This is a genomic window from Ruegeria sp. 6PALISEP08 (assembly GCF_001238295.1).
GTDB lineage: Bacteria > Pseudomonadota > Alphaproteobacteria > Rhodobacterales > Rhodobacteraceae > Ruegeria.
In genome coordinates this window covers 36822-52014 of record NZ_LGXZ01000016.1, presented here as the reverse complement: position 1 = coordinate 52014, position 15193 = coordinate 36822, and the positions used below count along the sequence as shown (strand labels likewise).

At 55.9% G+C, this 15193-nt stretch carries 17 protein-coding genes and 1 riboswitch; of the genes, 4 read left to right on the top strand and 13 right to left on the bottom strand.

All coding sequences use genetic code 11. The annotated features are described in order from the left end of the window. Nucleotides 1–52: 52 nt before the first annotated feature. Entirely contained in the window at nt 53–736 is a 684-nt protein-coding gene (locus ALB80_RS19080) for an energy-coupling factor ABC transporter permease (protein ID WP_050605693.1), read from the bottom strand. A gap of 75 nt (nt 737–811) precedes the next feature. Next, a riboswitch (cobalamin riboswitch) is annotated at nt 812–1025 on the bottom strand. Between the two features lie 215 nt (nt 1026–1240). Here ALB80_RS19080 and ALB80_RS19075 point away from each other — a divergent pair. Beyond that, complete coding sequence (locus tag ALB80_RS19075) at nt 1241–1903, top strand: L,D-transpeptidase (protein ID WP_050605692.1); 663 nt, start codon at nt 1241–1243, stop codon at nt 1901–1903. A 41-nt stretch (nt 1904–1944) separates the two neighbouring features. Here the strand turns inward: ALB80_RS19075 and ALB80_RS19070 are convergent, their stop codons facing one another. Then, nucleotides 1945–2217, bottom strand: a complete 273-nt coding sequence (locus ALB80_RS19070; protein ID WP_050605691.1) for a hypothetical protein — start codon at nt 2215–2217, stop codon at nt 1945–1947. Between the two features lie 188 nt (nt 2218–2405). Between ALB80_RS19070 and ALB80_RS19065 the strand changes: the two genes are divergently transcribed. Continuing rightward, entirely contained in the window at nt 2406–4739 is a 2334-nt protein-coding gene (locus ALB80_RS19065) for a cation-translocating P-type ATPase (protein WP_083445369.1), read from the top strand. Nucleotides 4740–4790: 51 nt separating this feature from the next. Here the strand turns inward: ALB80_RS19065 and ALB80_RS22450 are convergent, their stop codons facing one another. From ALB80_RS22450 to ALB80_RS19030, 7 genes are all read right to left on the bottom strand, one after another. Next, the gene (locus ALB80_RS22450) at nt 4791–4955 is read right to left on the bottom strand and encodes a hypothetical protein (RefSeq protein WP_050605690.1); all 165 of its coding nucleotides are present in this window, start codon (nt 4953–4955) and stop codon (nt 4791–4793) included. A 98-nt stretch (nt 4956–5053) separates the two neighbouring features. Then, complete coding sequence (locus tag ALB80_RS19055; RefSeq protein ID WP_050605689.1) at nt 5054–6421, bottom strand: M23 family metallopeptidase; 1368 nt, start codon at nt 6419–6421, stop codon at nt 5054–5056. Next, nucleotides 6418–7044: an SCO family protein gene (locus tag ALB80_RS19050; RefSeq protein WP_050605688.1), complete on the bottom strand. Its 627-nt coding sequence runs from the start codon at nt 7042–7044 to the stop codon at nt 6418–6420. The genes ALB80_RS19055 and ALB80_RS19050 overlap by 4 nt, the downstream gene beginning before the upstream one ends. Then, a complete protein-coding gene (locus ALB80_RS19045; RefSeq protein ID WP_050605687.1) occupies nt 7044–7523 on the bottom strand; it encodes a copper chaperone PCu(A)C in 480 nt (159 codons plus the stop codon). The genes ALB80_RS19050 and ALB80_RS19045 overlap by 1 nt, the downstream gene beginning before the upstream one ends. Nucleotides 7524–7541: 18 nt before the next feature. Next, the gene (locus tag ALB80_RS19040; protein WP_050605686.1) at nt 7542–8201 is read right to left on the bottom strand and encodes a DsbA family protein; all 660 of its coding nucleotides are present in this window, start codon (nt 8199–8201) and stop codon (nt 7542–7544) included. After that, nucleotides 8198–8620 (bottom strand): disulfide bond formation protein B, encoded by a 423-nt coding sequence (locus ALB80_RS19035; RefSeq protein WP_050605685.1) that lies wholly within the window; start codon nt 8618–8620, stop codon nt 8198–8200. Before ALB80_RS19035 ends, ALB80_RS19040 begins: the two co-directional genes overlap by 4 nt. A gap of 5 nt (nt 8621–8625) precedes the next feature. After that, nucleotides 8626–9225, bottom strand: coding sequence for an SCO family protein (locus ALB80_RS19030; protein ID WP_371256005.1), 600 nt, complete (start codon nt 9223–9225; stop codon nt 8626–8628). Nucleotides 9226–9402: 177 nt separating this feature from the next. Between ALB80_RS19030 and ALB80_RS19025 the strand changes: the two genes are divergently transcribed. Further along, complete coding sequence (locus ALB80_RS19025) at nt 9403–9831, top strand: helix-turn-helix domain-containing protein (protein ID WP_050605684.1); 429 nt, start codon at nt 9403–9405, stop codon at nt 9829–9831. Between the two features lie 97 nt (nt 9832–9928). Continuing rightward, complete coding sequence (locus tag ALB80_RS19020; RefSeq protein ID WP_050605683.1) at nt 9929–10690, top strand: transglutaminase family protein; 762 nt, start codon at nt 9929–9931, stop codon at nt 10688–10690. A 198-nt stretch (nt 10691–10888) separates the two neighbouring features. Here the strand turns inward: ALB80_RS19020 and phnE are convergent, their stop codons facing one another. The 4 genes from phnE to ALB80_RS19000 are packed head-to-tail and all read right to left on the bottom strand — an operon-like array spanning nt 10889 to nt 15112. Beyond that, entirely contained in the window at nt 10889–11632 is a 744-nt protein-coding gene (gene phnE, locus ALB80_RS19015; protein WP_050605682.1) for a phosphonate ABC transporter, permease protein PhnE, read from the bottom strand. After that, nucleotides 11632–12402 (bottom strand): phosphonate ABC transporter ATP-binding protein, encoded by a 771-nt coding sequence (locus tag ALB80_RS19010; RefSeq protein ID WP_050605681.1) that lies wholly within the window; start codon nt 12400–12402, stop codon nt 11632–11634. The genes phnE and ALB80_RS19010 overlap by 1 nt, the downstream gene beginning before the upstream one ends. Next, on the bottom strand, nt 12399–13259 hold the full coding sequence (locus tag ALB80_RS19005; protein ID WP_050605680.1) for a phosphate/phosphite/phosphonate ABC transporter substrate-binding protein: 861 nt from the start codon (nt 13257–13259) through the stop codon (nt 12399–12401). Before ALB80_RS19005 ends, ALB80_RS19010 begins: the two co-directional genes overlap by 4 nt. Further along, nucleotides 13259–15112, bottom strand: coding sequence for a cytochrome c peroxidase (locus ALB80_RS19000; RefSeq protein WP_050605679.1), 1854 nt, complete (start codon nt 15110–15112; stop codon nt 13259–13261). The genes ALB80_RS19005 and ALB80_RS19000 overlap by 1 nt, the downstream gene beginning before the upstream one ends. Between the last annotated feature and the right edge of the window lie 81 nt (nt 15113–15193).

The window sequence follows — 15193 nt, the reverse complement described above, 5'->3', positions numbered from 1 at the left end:
CTACCGGTTTTTTCGCGGCAACCCAATTTTAGGACACCGCTTCAAACTTTGGTCAAGCTTTCGCAGCGTTGTACAAACGCGGAGTCACCAGACCTGTACTGTTCAAACCGCGCATCGCCTTGGCTGCCGCAAGCACTGCCAGATCAGCAATCGGCTCAATGACGATTACCAGCATATAAGCACCGCCAAAGGATAGAACCGAAGCCATGGTTTCTGCGCCGAAACCCTGGCCGTAGAAGGCCCAGAACCCAACCCATGCGACTACTCCTCCCTGATACGTCGCACTCAGCGCAAGAGCTTGGCCATATTTGAGGTCAACATATGCTGTGCCGGGAGCGATGATGCGGCTGGCCAGTGCTTGTAGCGCAAATAGCGGCACCAGCAGAGTGGTCAGGTTGATGAAGTACTGCGGAAGATCGAACGGGGCAAAAAACACACCCTGAATCAGGAGACCAGCTGCCAATCCAAAAGCCGCGGGTGCAGCACCGAGAAGCAGAAACAGCGTCGACCCCAGGATGAAGTGGACTTCAGAGACACCAACCGGGAAATGCGGCAGGACTTCGAAGAAAAGGAAAACCCCAACGGTGGCGAGCACCGAGCGCATAGCAAAAGATGCAGGTCCATTCGCACGCAATGTGGAAAACGTTTCTTTCGCTGCGTAAGTAGCCGCACCTGCGGCGGTAACATAGGAAAGCGCGATTTTGGCACCATTCACGATGCCCGGTTCGATATGCATGTTCTTTCTCCCTACCGCCTCACCCGGCGGCTTGTCAGGTTGAATCGACCGTAAGGCCGACAGGTTCAGTCTGGGCATAGCCCGGCGCTTTACGGCAGGTCTCCTGACTCGCGGGTGCTCGCTCCGCCAACCTTCCCGGTTCCATTACGAACCAGTGGTGTCTTGGCATCGCTCTCCGCTCACAGTTGCGGGGGCAGTTACGGAATTGGCGCCATTGAAAACACCGAACCGTATTCCCTTTTAATCCTTTTGGCTTCCGCCATCAGGAACCGAAAACAATTCACCGCTACAATGGCGGCTTCGTTTCTGTCAAATGTCTTTGCGACCTAGTCCGAAGTAGACTCGACCGATGCAGGATTCACGCAACCGGCGACATGGTCCATTGGGTAAACCAAGCGTTACCTGAAACCTCTTGAAGCTCTAGCTGCTAGAGGCTTTAAGACTCGAATTTGATCGCAAAAATGCGATGCAACCACATTACACTTGTGAACCAGGACGAGACTTATGCTGACACGGCGCCATTTCATTCAATCAACCACAGCGCTATTCTCGGCGTCTGCGGCCAGTCCATTGATCGCCAAAACATGGCCAACCTCGTCGCAAAAGACCTATTGGGACAGCCAGGTCACGCCATTTGACTACGATCCAGCGACCTCAAATCCATGGGGCGTTCATGACCGTTTTTTACCACGACGTGTCGTAGCAAATGATGGTTTGGTTCCCGGTGACATCCATGTCGATGCCGTCGCGCGCTATCTTTACCATATCGAGGAAGGCGGCACAGCAATGCGCTATGGCGTAGCGATCGCGCGTGGGAACCTTTACGAGCCCGGTACCTATGCTATCCGGCGCAAGGTCGAATGGCCACATTGGACGCCAACGGCTTCAATGATCGAGCGCAACCCCGAATACGCGGAATTCCGGGATGGCATGGAACCCGGGCCAAGTAATGCTCTCGGCTCTCGAGCCCTTTATCTATACGTTGGGGATCGAGATACTTATCTCAGAATCCACGGTACACCTCAGCCCAGAAGCATCGGTGGTCGCGCAAGTTCTGGATGTGTTAGAATGATCATGGCCCATATCAATGATCTCTACCCACATGTAAAAATCGGCTCGACCGCATACTTATACTCGGCCGAAGATAGCGTCACAGCCCGCTCATAAATTTTGGGCAGCGCAGGTGGATGTCGCTGCCCTCTTTTTTATCAGGCGTCACGCGCAGCGCAGATCGGGGCGCCATTCGTTGCGCGCAGTGGAACCAGCGTCGTCTCGACAGGTCCGCTGTGCTCATACCAAAAGCAGTTATCTTCTGGCATAAGGCGCGCTGTGGCCAGATCTTGCCCCGGTTCTGCCAGCGCAACAACTGAATCCGGCAGGTTACCTGGTTCGAATGCTTTGCTTTTGCCCCCTGTGAACTGGGCTGAGCAACCGGCAGTAATCGAGACTAACGTGATGGTAATTGCGATCCGTTTCTGCATTGACTTGTTCCAAAATTTATTACGTCTTCTGCGACTAAATTGCATCCACGCGACCGGCCCGCAAGAAGGAATGAAGCATCAATATCGCGGGCAACGAACCGGATTGAAAAAAATTGAAAAAGGTATTGAAGCTCTAGTTGCTGTAGGAACTATTTGCAAAGGACCGCAGAGATTCTTGAGGTCTAACTATGTCATCCGATACCCACAACCACGACCATGACCACGAAAATAGACAAGGTCACAACGCGTGCGGCAGTAGCGGGTGTGGTGACATCGCGCCCGCCGGTCCGATTCCCGAAGGTGGCAGAAGCTTTCAGGTCTCTGGCCTCGATTGCGCCGAAGAGGTTGCGATCCTGAACCGGGTTATCGGCCCGAAAGTTGGTGGTGAAGAGCATCTCGCTTTTGATGTCATCAACGGTCGAATGACGCTTCTTGAAAGTGCTGCCAAGCTTTCTGACGAAGATGTCATGCTGCTGGTTGCCAGCACCGGTATGACCGCCAATTCTTGGGATGACGGAAATGCCGCGCAGGATCAGGCGGCGCATATTGCACGTCAGCGGCGGTTCACCGCGCTCAGCGGAGGGTTTTGGGCAGCGGGTTTTGGCTGGCACATTTTCGAAACCGGCATGGGCGGTGCGCTTGGGCTGTTCTCGGGACATGGTGAGGTTCCGATGCCTTTAGCCGAGGCAGCTTTGTTCGCAGTCGCGATCTTGTTTGGCGTCTGGCTGGTGGCCCCTAAGGCCTGGTATTCGGCGCGTCGACTTTCGCCGGATATGAACCTTCTGATGGTTGTTGCCGTCGCTGGTGCCATCGCTCTGGGCGAATTTTTTGAAGCGGCAACTGTAGCATTTTTCTTTTCGCTTTCTCTTTATCTGGAAAGCTGGAGTGTCGGACGGGCTCGCAACGCAGTATCCGCGCTGCTTGATCTGGCCCCCCCGACGGTTCGGCTGGTTCGTGCTGACGGTTCCGAGGCAACGGTCCCGGCGGCGGATGTCTTTGTCGGTGACAGCTTCATCGTTCGGGGTGGGGATCGCATTCCACTTGACGGCGAAGTCATCGAAGGGGCCGGTGCCGTTGACCAGGCTCCAATCACAGGTGAAAGCGCGCTGGTTCCCAAAGAGCTGGGTGATGAGGTCTATGCCGGCACAATCAATGGTGAAGGCACCCTCAAAATTCGTGCGACGAAAACAGCGTCCGATACCGTGCTTGCCAAGATCATCCGGATGGTCGGTGATGCTCATGCTCGCCGTGCGCCGGTTGAGCAGTGGGTTACAAAATTTGCGCGGATCTATACGCCCATCGTTATGGTCGTTGCAGTGGCCATCGCCCTGATCCCACCGCTTGCATTTGGCGCATCGTGGGGCTTCTGGTTTTACAATGCACTTGTTCTTCTGGTTATCGCCTGCCCCTGTGCGCTCGTCATTTCCACACCGGTTTCCATCGTTGCGGCTTTGACCGCTTCGGCCCGGGCTGGGGTTCTGATTAAGGGCGGCGCATATATCGAGGCCCCCGGGCGTACCACCGCACTGGCCATGGACAAGACCGGCACGATCACCATGGGAGAGCCTGAAGTTGCCAATGTGTATCCGCTGGGCGACGCATCCGAGCAGGAGCTGTTGGCGAGCGGTGCCAGCCTCGAGGTTCGGTCTTCACACCCGCTGGCCCGCGCCATTTTGACCAAGGCAGAACAGACCGACATTTCGATATCTGCGGCTGAAGACATCCGAACCGTTCCCGGTCGGGGTCTTGAAGGTCGCACCGAGCGCGGAGATATCTGGCTTGGCTCTGACCGCTTCGCTGTAGAGAAAGGCTTTGGCGCGTCCATCCCTGCCGAATTGCGCAACCAAATCGAGAGCGCGGGAAGCACACTTGTGGTTGTCGGGGATGAGAACGGAGTCACCGGTTTGCTTGAGCTGCGGGACCGCATTCGCCCCGAAGCCCGAAGCATCGTTGCCCGGCTTCACGCGCAGGGCGTGAAGTCAATCATCATGCTGACTGGTGACAACGAACAAACCGCGAGAGCGGTAGCAGCCGAAGTCGGTATCGACGAAGTCCGGGCCCAACTTCTGCCGGAGGACAAAGTCGCTGCGATTGAGGAACTGGCAGAACAGCACGAGATGGTTGCGATGATCGGCGATGGCGTCAACGACGCGCCTGCGATGGCTCGGGCACATTATGCAGTTGCGATGGGTGCAGTTGGGTCCGATGCTGCGATTGAGACCGCAGACATTGCTCTGATGACCGACGACATCGGTAAAGTACCCTGGCTGATCGACCATTCACGTCGAACCATGTCGATCATCCGTCAGAACATCGGCTTCTCACTTGCGACCAAAGCATTGTTTGTCACTCTCACGGGTTTTGGTTTGGCATCCATGTGGGGTGCAATCGCTGCTGATGTCGGAGTGTCCTTGCTGGTCGTGGCCAATGCCTTACGGCTTCTGAAAGCTCCGGAAGATCATACCGCCCAGACTAAGGCAAATACCCTTGGCTCGCAGGGAATAGGCGCTGCGACCACATAAGAGCGAAAGCCGGACTCCAGGTGTCCGGCTTTCGCCTTGCTTACTGGCGCGTTACATCAGGCGCACAACTGCGATTGAAAGAAAAAACGCCACCAGGCCAAAAGCGATGGCATATCCTGTAGCGTATTGAAGAATATCAAGGCTGTTGCCATTCCGGCGCTTTGCCAGGACCCCACCCCAAACGGCGCCAACCAAGGCCCCCGCGATTGCAATCATCTTACATCCTCTGATTTGGTTCTTCTGCAGTGCAGTCCGCTTCAGGCGCGCATACCCGCAAACTGATAGCCGCGCACTTGAAGCCGTTTAGGAAACTCTCACGAACTAGATTCGCTTTTTTTGGCGACGGGATTGCCCAGCTGTTTCTCAAGCTGTGCTCGAGCATTTCTTAAGCGTTTTCGCGCTGCTTCGCTTTCAACCTCGTTGTTCGCAGCGGCAGCAAGTCGGTTGTCAGAAAGCGGGTCCGTTGGGCGCCCGTCAACCAATACTTCATAATGAAGATTGGGGCCGGTCGCGGTGCCGCTCGACCCGACACGGCCAACCATCTCGCTAGCCTCCACGCGCTGACCTTTGGCCAGACCATCGGCGGTTGCGCTAAGATGCGTATATCGCGTGACCGTGTCCGATCCATGAGCGATTTCCACCACACGCCCATACCCCCCGCGCCAACCTACATAAGACACGCGACCCGGGGCCGTCGCATGTACCGGAGTACCACGTGCGGCAGCAAAATCGACACCGGTGTGCATCCGCACATTGCCGTAGACCGGATGTTTCCGCCGACCAAAGACTGAACTCAGGCGCGCGCCTTCGACGGGTTGGGCAAAGACGCGAAGAAGTTCACCATCAACATAGATCGTGGCGCGACCGTTGTCGTCGTCTGGCCATGCTATTTCGTAAACCCGATCATCAACTTCCAGCGCCGCAAAAATGAGCTCGGACTGGCCCACCCTCTCGCCATCGATGCTCTTTTCGCGCCAGAGAAGCCGAAGCGTTTCGCCACCGGTCAGATCGCGTCGAAAATCCACTGTGCCGCTCAGCATCTGAGCGAGATCCACCGCAAAACGAACCGGGATCTTTGCGCTGCTCAGAGCATTTGAGATCGAAGTTTCGATCTCTGTTTTGCGGGCCAGAATGACAGTGTCGGGTTCTGGCGAGACCACGCGCGTGGACAATGTCTCGCTAAGTGTCACTTCAATTCTCACGCCATCTTCCACGGCGAGCTCCACACTCCGCAGTTGATCCGCTGCCGTTGCAACGACTGTTATCGAGTGACCCGGCCGCAAGCGCCGCAAGTCGTATTCAGCGCCAAGTGCAAGTGCGATTTCAGCGCGATCGGTTGCGTCAATCCCCGCGTCAGACAGCATACTGTCGAGTGTGTCACCCACCGCAAGCTCGCGCGTCCATGTTCGTGAAGGTGGTTCAACAGGAGGCAAAGGTTCCTCTGCCTGAATGGGTTCCGGCTGAACAGGTCGAAACGAAACGGGGCTTGGAGCGAGTTCTGTTGATGGTACGTTCAGCAACGGAGCCGATGTGATCTGCGGTTCCGCAGGAAGTTTGGGCACCTGAAAGACCGTGGGCGCAGGCACCGTCATTTCAGACCTGTTCGAGGCAATGAACATGATCGCAGCAATCGAGACGCTGCTGATCGCGATCGCCGAGGTTGCTAGAAACCGTGCGCTCATGATGTTGTATCCGCTCCACTTTTCAAAGCGCGGCGGATCTTGGGTACAGCAAACTCTCTCTGCTCATGATAGTCGATGGTGCTGACAAATTCGCCTGTGGGGTTAAACAGAAAAACACTTGCGGTGTGGTTCATTGTGTAGTCGCCATCTTCCATAGGAACTTTTTCATAAGTGGCGCGAAAGTCGTCTGCGGCTTGCGCAATTTGGTCCGAAACGCCGACCCAACCGCGAATAGCTGGATGAAAGTAGCTGACATAATCGGTCATGGCATCGACCGTGTCCCTTTCAGGGTCTACGGTTATGAACACGACGTTCAATTCGTCCGCGTCATTGCCCAGATCATCCAGCCAGAGGGAAATATCCGAAAGAGTCGTCGGGCAAACATCCGGGCAGTAGGTAAAGCCGAAGAACACCATTGTTGCACGTCCGACCAGCGATTGCGGGGTGACGGGGGTCCCTTCGTGATCAACCATGCGAAAGTTCATGCCCGACAACGCAAGGGGACGAAGGCGATCTGATTGAGCCGCTCCCGGCCCATCCACTTGCCACCATCCGACAAAGAGTGTCAGGCCGATTGCGCCAATTCCAGCAGCCCCAAATGTGAGAACACGTCGCCGCTGCATCAGTTCTCTGGGCCTCGTGCAGCAATACCGAATATCGGTATGTTGACGGTCTTTTCTGCTCCATCGGCAAAGATCAGGGTCAGCGCAAAACTCTCGCCTTCAGTCATCGGGCGTTGCAGCCGCATAAGCATTGCATGCAGCCCGCCGGGCTCAAGCGCGACGGAACCACCGGGCGCAATTTCCAGCTCGCCAGCTGGTGCCATGGAACTGACGCCCTCTGCATTGGTCGATGTCTGATGGATCTCGGGCATCATCGCAAGATCGGTGCGGATAGACGTCAGCGTGACGGCCTCATTGCCGGTGTTGCGGATCGTCATGTAAGCGACCCCCGGTCGGTTGGTGCCAATAGAGGCGCGCGACCAAGCATCTTCAACGACAACATCGTCGCCCCCCGCCAGAACCGGTGCCGATAGAATGGCAGTGGTGCCGAATGCGGCAAGCACACCTGCCAGAAGTGTATTTTTTGTAGTGAGTCTCATAGTACCTCTCGCTACTGCTCAGCTTTGCAGTGCTGCAACTTCTGCAGCGACCAGACGTCTCAATTCAGCCTCACCAAACGGATCCAGAGATTTGCCATTGACGAAGAATGTCGGAGTTTGCCGTATACCGACCGCTTCGACATCAGCGCGATCCTGATTAAGAACACCGACTGTCTGGGGCGCGAGCATTTGTGCCTGCGCTGCATCGGCATCCAGTCCCGCAGCTGCTGCAATTCGAATAATAAGACCAGGCTCAGGCGCACCATGCGCGGCCCATTTGGGCTGCTCTCGCAGCACGGCTTCCAGGACCGGTTCAAAGACCCCCTGCATGCGTGCCGCTTCAAGCACGCGGATCGCCTCCTCTGAGCCTTCGCCATGGAAAGGGGTGTACCGGATCACAACGCGCACGGCGTCTCCATGCTGTGCCATGATGTCCTTCACGACCGGATGAAAGGCACGGCAGGCTTCACAAGCCGGATCGAAAAATTCGACAATTGTAACCGGTGCGTCTTTAGGGCCGAGAACAGGCGAGTAAGAACGGATAAGTGTTTCAGCGATTTCGGGTGCGACAGGCTCGGTGTTGCCTGATGCAGCCGGACGGTTCACGTACCAGGAGGCGGCTCCAAAACCAGCGCCACCAAATGCGAGAACGGACAAAATCAGGCCTCGTCTGTTCATACTTGTTTCTCCTTGAGTGAAAGAGCACATAGAGCGCCGATCAGCGCAAACGAAACGAGCGCCATCAGCGGAATCGGGATGCCCAAAACAGATTGATTTGCGTCGGTGCAGGACGGACCATTTGCCGAGCATGGTTGGATTTTTTCGGGGATCAGACCGGCATACAGGCCCATGTGCCACAAGGCGACAGCAGCGCCCCCCAATGCCAGTGCTATCCCGTAACGGCCCACGTTCTGGTCCTGCCACCACAGGCCAAGCCCCAGTACGATCGCCAATGGGAACATGAACGCGCGCTGGAACCAGCACAGCACACAGGGCATCTGCCCCAGGATCTCTCCAATGAACAGAACAGAAAGAGAAGCAACCAAGGCAATCGCCCAGGCCAGGCCGAGAAGTGTATCTTTGGAAAACCGGGACATGGTGCTCAGAGTCTCTGTTTCAGATCCGCAAGAATTTCTTCGGCAGGCGTGCCATATGACCAGGACTGGACGAATCCAGCGTCCTTGTCGAACAGAAACAGATGAGAGGTATGCCCCATCGTATATCCGTCCGGCGCAGTGGCTTGTTCGATCCGTTCGTAGAAAATCGGAAAGGTCTTGGACGTCTCCGCAATCTGTTCCGGTGTGCCTGTAAGCCCAATGATCCCCGCATCAAAAAGTGGCACATACTCGGCCAGCACGGCCGGAGTGTCGCGCTCGGGGTCGATGGATATGAAAATAGGTTGCACTTGGGTTGATTGATTTCCCAGACCTTCCTGCACTACTGCCACCTCGGACAGAGTTGTAGGGCATACGTCGGGGCAGTTGGTGAAACCGAAAAACACCAACATCCACTTACCCGCAAAGTCGTTCTGAGTACGGACAACACCAGAGTGATCTGTCAGTTCGAACCTGGCTTCGAACGGAACAGACCCCTCCTCAATCCGCGCAGATCTGTATTCTGACCACAGCATCAGATAGGCAAATGCCGCCGTTGCGACACCAGCCAGTACCCATAAGATTTTTTGAAATACGGTCAGTTTCAAAGTTAGCCGTCCGCCTGTGATTCTTGGTTCAGAACGGCATGTACACCCTCTACCTGCTAGAGGTTCAAAGGGGATTTTGAGCCTGCGGCTGGGTGTCACAGGTCCACCCGCTGGAAGGTACTATTGTACGGTGCCGACGCGAACCTACATAAGCTGTAACTTTGTAAGGAGATCCAGATGCTGACGATCGGAACGCTCGGAAAAAAGACCGGAACCAAGGTTCAGACGATCCGCTATTACGAGCAAATCGGACTTATGCCGGAACCGGGGCGCACCGAAGGTGGCCAGAGGCGTTACGGCCATGCCGAACTGGATCGCCTTGCATTCATCCGCCATGCCCGTCAGTTGGGTTTTTCGCTCGAGGCGATACGTGAGCTGCTTGATTTGTCCGACGATCCGGACCGCCCATGTCATGAAGCCGACAGTATCGCGCGTCGGCAACTCAAACAGATTGAGCAGAGAATAGCGCGGCTCGAAGCGCTGCGGACCGAGCTGAAGCGCATGGTACATGAATGCAGCGGCGGCAATACCTCGGATTGTCTTGTCCTTGAAGTTCTGCGCGATCACTCCGAATGCCTTACCGATCACGAAGACATCGGCGCGTAACTTCGGGCAGTGTTGTTGCGGACAAGAATTAGTCTCTTGAAGCTATAGTTACTATAGCAATTACAAGTCTTTCAGAGTTGATTCGACGAGAGACCAAATGCTGAACCGCGACCCACTGCTTGCCGCCACACCTCTGCTTGATTTTGAAACGCCCGCGATTTCTGGGCTCATAACGGAACGGCGCTGGCCCGATCTGCCTGTCTTGGATCGAATTGGCGCTATCTATGATTTCGTGCGTAACGAGATTGCCTTTGGTTACAACCGTGCAGACGATATCCCGGCATCAGAGGTACTCGCCAATGGCTATGGGCAATGCAATACCAAGGGTACTCTTTTGATGGCACTGTTTCGCGGCAGCGGTATCCGATGCCGTTTGCATGGCTTTACGATCCACAAAGAGTTGCAGAGGGGTGTGGTTCCCGAGCTTTTCTATCCGATGGCGCCGACGGAGATTGTGCATTCATGGGTTGAAGTCGAAGCAGAGGGTACGTGGCTAAAGCTGGAAGGCTTTATTCTGGATGAGCTTTTCTTACGCGTGTTGCAACGGACGTTCCACAAAACAGAAAACTTGTGTGGGTACGGTGTGGGTACAGATTGCCTGAGCGATCCCCAGGTCGAATGGGAAGGCCGTGACACATACATTCAAAGAAACGGCATCGTGCAGGATTTTGGGGTCTTTGACTCACCTGACTCTTTCTATGTCCGTCACAGGCAGAACTTTGGCTTTTTCCGTGAACTGATGTACCGAGTCGTCGTGAGGCATTGGATGAACGCACGTGTAAGAGCACTACGCACTGGCAGGCTGGTGGCAAATGTTTCGGCAACACATTCCCATGGCAACTCCGGTGAATCCGTTTGAACACTAGATTGGCACCAAGAATTTTCCTCAACGCAGGTGATTTTCAATCGAGCAAGCTTACGGTCTTAACAAACCCGCGTGAGGGAGTGTGCAGCAGACTACACCGGCCCGGTTTCAAGCAAAGCATCCAACCTTCAACCGCGATGGATGAAAAAGAAAGACACGAGCCTTTTTGTTGGAGAATTGGGAATTTCCGACTTAGTTGAACCGTTTTTGCAAGGCCGTATTCAGCGCCTCCGACAATAACACCAGAATAATGATTGCTAACGTCACGGTCGCAGCCTTTTCATACTGAAACGACCGTACATAGGTTTGTACATACAACCCGATGCCACCTGCACCGACAATGCCCAGTATCAGGCTTTCGCGCAGATTTAGCTCAAACCGAAATACGGTATCGCGCATGATCACAGGCGCCATCTGCGGCCAGATTGCCCAACGCAACTGTTGAATTCTGTTGGCTCCCGCGCTTTCAAGCGCCGCCACAGGAGCGATAGCAACGTTGTCGATGGCTTCCGCATAGAACTTTGCCAACATGCCGGTCGCGTGAAATGTGATCGCCAGAATACCGGGAAGTGGACCCAACCCAACAGCACCGACCATAAGCATTGCCACCAGGATCAGCGGGATCGACCGGATAACCGCCAGCAAGGCGCGGACGGGACGCCAGATCGTTGGTGACACCATAGTTTCAGAGGCCAGAACGGCCAGTCCCGTGGACAGGATTACAGCGAACAATGTTCCCAGAATGGCGATCCTCAGCGTCTCCGCCAGCCCTGTTAGAACCTCGCGCCAAACGGACAGGTCAGGTGGGATCATGCGCCCCAGAAACTCTGCCAGACGGGGGCCTGCGCCTGGCAGCTTGCCCAAACCCATATCTCCGATGGTCAGCGACCACAGGATCGCCAGCCCCAGCATGACCCAAATGACAGATCGGCCCATCAACTGACTACACGCAGCCCCGATGTGACACTGGCACCGTGATACAGCTCGTCGATGTCCCCGCTGGTCAATTGAGCCGACGGTTTGTCGAACAATACCACGCCATCTCGCAGGCCTATGATGCGCTCAGCAAAGCGGCGCGACAGGTCTGGCTGATGCGAGCTGAAAATGACGCCGATTCCGCGGCTACGTGCAGAGCTGGTGATCAGGCTCAGAATTCGTTCGGCGTGAGCAGGGTCCAAATTGCTGACGGGCTCATCCGCAAGGATCAATTCGGGTTCTTGTGCCAGACATCTGGCAATCGCAACGCGCTGCCGTTGTCCACCCGACAACTGATCGGCACGGCGACTTGCCAGGTCGGACAGCCCCGTATCCTGAAGCGCCCGTGTCACGCACATGTGGTCCTCTTCCCGGAACCGACCCCAGAGCGAGGACCAGATATTCATCCGGCCCATACGACCGTTCATCACGTTCTGATAAACACTCTGCCGATCAACCAGTGCGAATTCCTGGAAGACAAAGCCAGTATTGGCACGGTCCTCGCGGGATGGAATCCCAGTTGCCAAAAGTGGCTTGCCCAGCACCTGAGCCTCGCCCTGCCAACCACTCAAACGACCGTCCAGCAACGCCAGCATCGTTGATTTGCCCGCACCCGAAGGACCGAGAAGCGCGACGCTTTCACCGGGCTGCACCGATAGTGAAACATCTGTAAGAGCCGCCGCACTGGCAAAGTGCTGCGATACCGCGTTTAGTGAAATCACAGGGTTCATTTCAGAAACCCATACCGCCGCGCAGTCTCGCGCACGCCTTCGTAAACCGATGGATCTGCAGGGAGATAGCCGTCCGGGCCGTAGAGGTAAGCCAGTAGGTGACGGTTCTCACTCTCGTTGAGGCGCAGCATGGTCTCAATGAACTTTGCCTGCAGGCCGGCGTCCAGGTCAGGGCGGGCAATGATTGCGTGGCTGGGAATTTGTTCTGATTCCGCCAGCACCTTGACCTCAGCCTGCTGATCCGGGGTCAGATAGAGATCTGCATACTGGCTCGCGCCCGCCGCATCGACCAGCCCATTGGCCATGGCCTGCATCGCTTGCTGATAACCACCGGCAAAAAATTTCTGCCCGAAAAAACTGTCAGCATCGCCCGTGCCCGAGAACAGCCCGGCGCGCACAAACAGATCAAGCGGATAGATGTAACCGGATTCCGAGACCGGATCGGAAAAGGCAATGTCACGTCCCCGGAGATCGGCCAACGTTTCGATACCGCTGTCACGTCGCACGAAGACACGGCCCGAATAGCTGGGTTGCCCGCGATAAACCTCGGATAAGAGCGGTACGGCGCCGATCTGGTCCTCGGCTAACACAAAGGGCAATGCTCCCATGAACGAGATATCGGCATCACCGTTGCGCAACGCCTCGACGGCAGCAGCGTGGTCGAACGTGACAAACCCCGTGACCGGAACGCCCATCTGCTCTGAAAGCCAGCTGGTGATGACGTTGATGTCACCCAACAGCTTTTCGGGGTTCTCCTGAGGGATGAAGGCCAGTTTCAGCCCCTGATCAGTTGCAGCCATTACGGGCAGGGCTGCAGATGCGGCTGCAGCGACCAGAAAATTGCGGCGCGACAACATCAGAACATCCTCTCGTCAATTTCGGCCTGCATGGCCTTGAACAGTTCCCACTGGCGGGTGGCTTCGGTCCAGTTTCCTTCGGCGCTGGCATCGCCAACCGCAAGCAGGATCGCGGCGAATTCGTAGATTTCGGGCTTGGCGTTCTGATTGACCATGACACTGGCATCAGCGGCCAGATCAGGAGCTACCGTGTCGATCAGAACCGCTATGTTTTCGGCATCCTGCATCGGCAGCAGGGTATCGAGCGTGCTGGCGAATGTCGTCAGCTCCTCCCAGGACAAGCGGAATACGCTGTTGCGACCCTCGAATACTTGATAGGGGTCTTCACCGTCTCCAACAGCTTCGACATAGGCCGTCAGATCTGCGCGCTGTGCTTCGTCCAACCCCAAATTTTTGGTGTCATTGAACCAGTCAACAACGCTGGCCAGCGTCGGCAGCGATCCGTCATGCATGTAAGGTGCAGTGAAATTGACGTTGCGCAGCGTCGGGGTTTCGAACGCGGTAGCCGTGCCGCCGGGGAATGGTGGTTCAGCGCTGCCGATGTCGTAGGTCAGACCATCGCGGAACTGACGGTCAGGCGTGTGACACGAAGCGCAGGATTTGTCACCAAGTCCGGCAAACTTTGAGTTGAACAGCACCTCCCCGCGCTTGGCGGCGTCTGACGCCAGATCGGTCAGCTTGCCGGCCCGATCTATCTTTGGGTTGGGAAGAAAGTCGAACTGTTTGACATAGGCTTCCAGCGCATCCAGTTGGAACGGCGTTGGTTCCTTTCCCGCGAATTCGGTCACAATCACATTTCGGATGAACCGGCGCAGGCTGGGTTCGCGCCCGTCGCGGCCATAGGGTGCGGTAAAGCGGATGCCGCGCATGGAAGGCGTGTCCAGATGATCATCGGTGCGGTCATTGAACATTGGATTGAAGAACGAACCGTCCACATCCATCCCGCCCGGATGAGATGACAGGCCCGGAATGAAGAAATCGCGGTTCACGTCGGAGCGGTTGTGGCAGGTCGAGCAGGCGATGCCCAACTCGCGCGCCGGGCCGCCGAAGATTTCGGGGCTGTCGAACAGCATGTCGCCATAAGCCACCAGCGGTAGATTGGCTTCATCCTCGCCAGCCTCTTCGAACTGTAGCACCAGACGCGGCAATTCACGCTGATCAGCGATGTTGGATCCTGGCGGCAAAGTGGACGGCAGGGCAACATCTGCCCCCGTGAGCACAACCGTTTCGGGGACCGGGGTCAACCTGTCCCGTTTTGCATACGAGGAGGGCAGGTAGTTTGCCGCAATATAGTTGACGACAATTGCCTGCGCTTCGGCAAACCGGTCGGTATCCACATCCTGTTCCGCATTGCCCAGTACTCCTGCGTTGCCAAGGGTAGAGTTTAGAACCAGCCATGCTCGGCCCAGATCGCGTGCGGCTGGCGCATCTGCTGCCTTGATACCATCCTCGAATGCGCGGAACAGCGCAGCCGCTTGCGCGACCTCGCGTGCCGCTTCAGGCTGACCAAGCGCGATCTTTGCGGAATCCAGATGGCGCAGAATTCCCTCAGCTATCGCAATTGTGCTTGCTTCAAACAGTGCCTGGCGGTCTTCGGCCTGCATGGCTTGGCTGATCGCATGCGCCTCATTGACGGTTAATCGTGACAATGGAGCGACCTGAAAGTCACTGCCAAATGCAGGCAAAGTCCAACTTCTCTCAATTTCATCCCAGGGAACCGGGGTCAGATTTCCCATAAACAAGGTCAGTCGATACGCGGCAGCGCGTGGTGCCCATGGAGATTCTTCAATCGCCGTGGCATCCGCGATTACTGGCATTGCGCAAAGAAGTGTGGACGCAATCAGGTGTTTCATAGCTCTATCTATTAAAGTTAGCCTTGTCTAATTTATCGATGAAGGCATGCTCATTGTCAAGCTCGGCTTTCAGGTGCATAA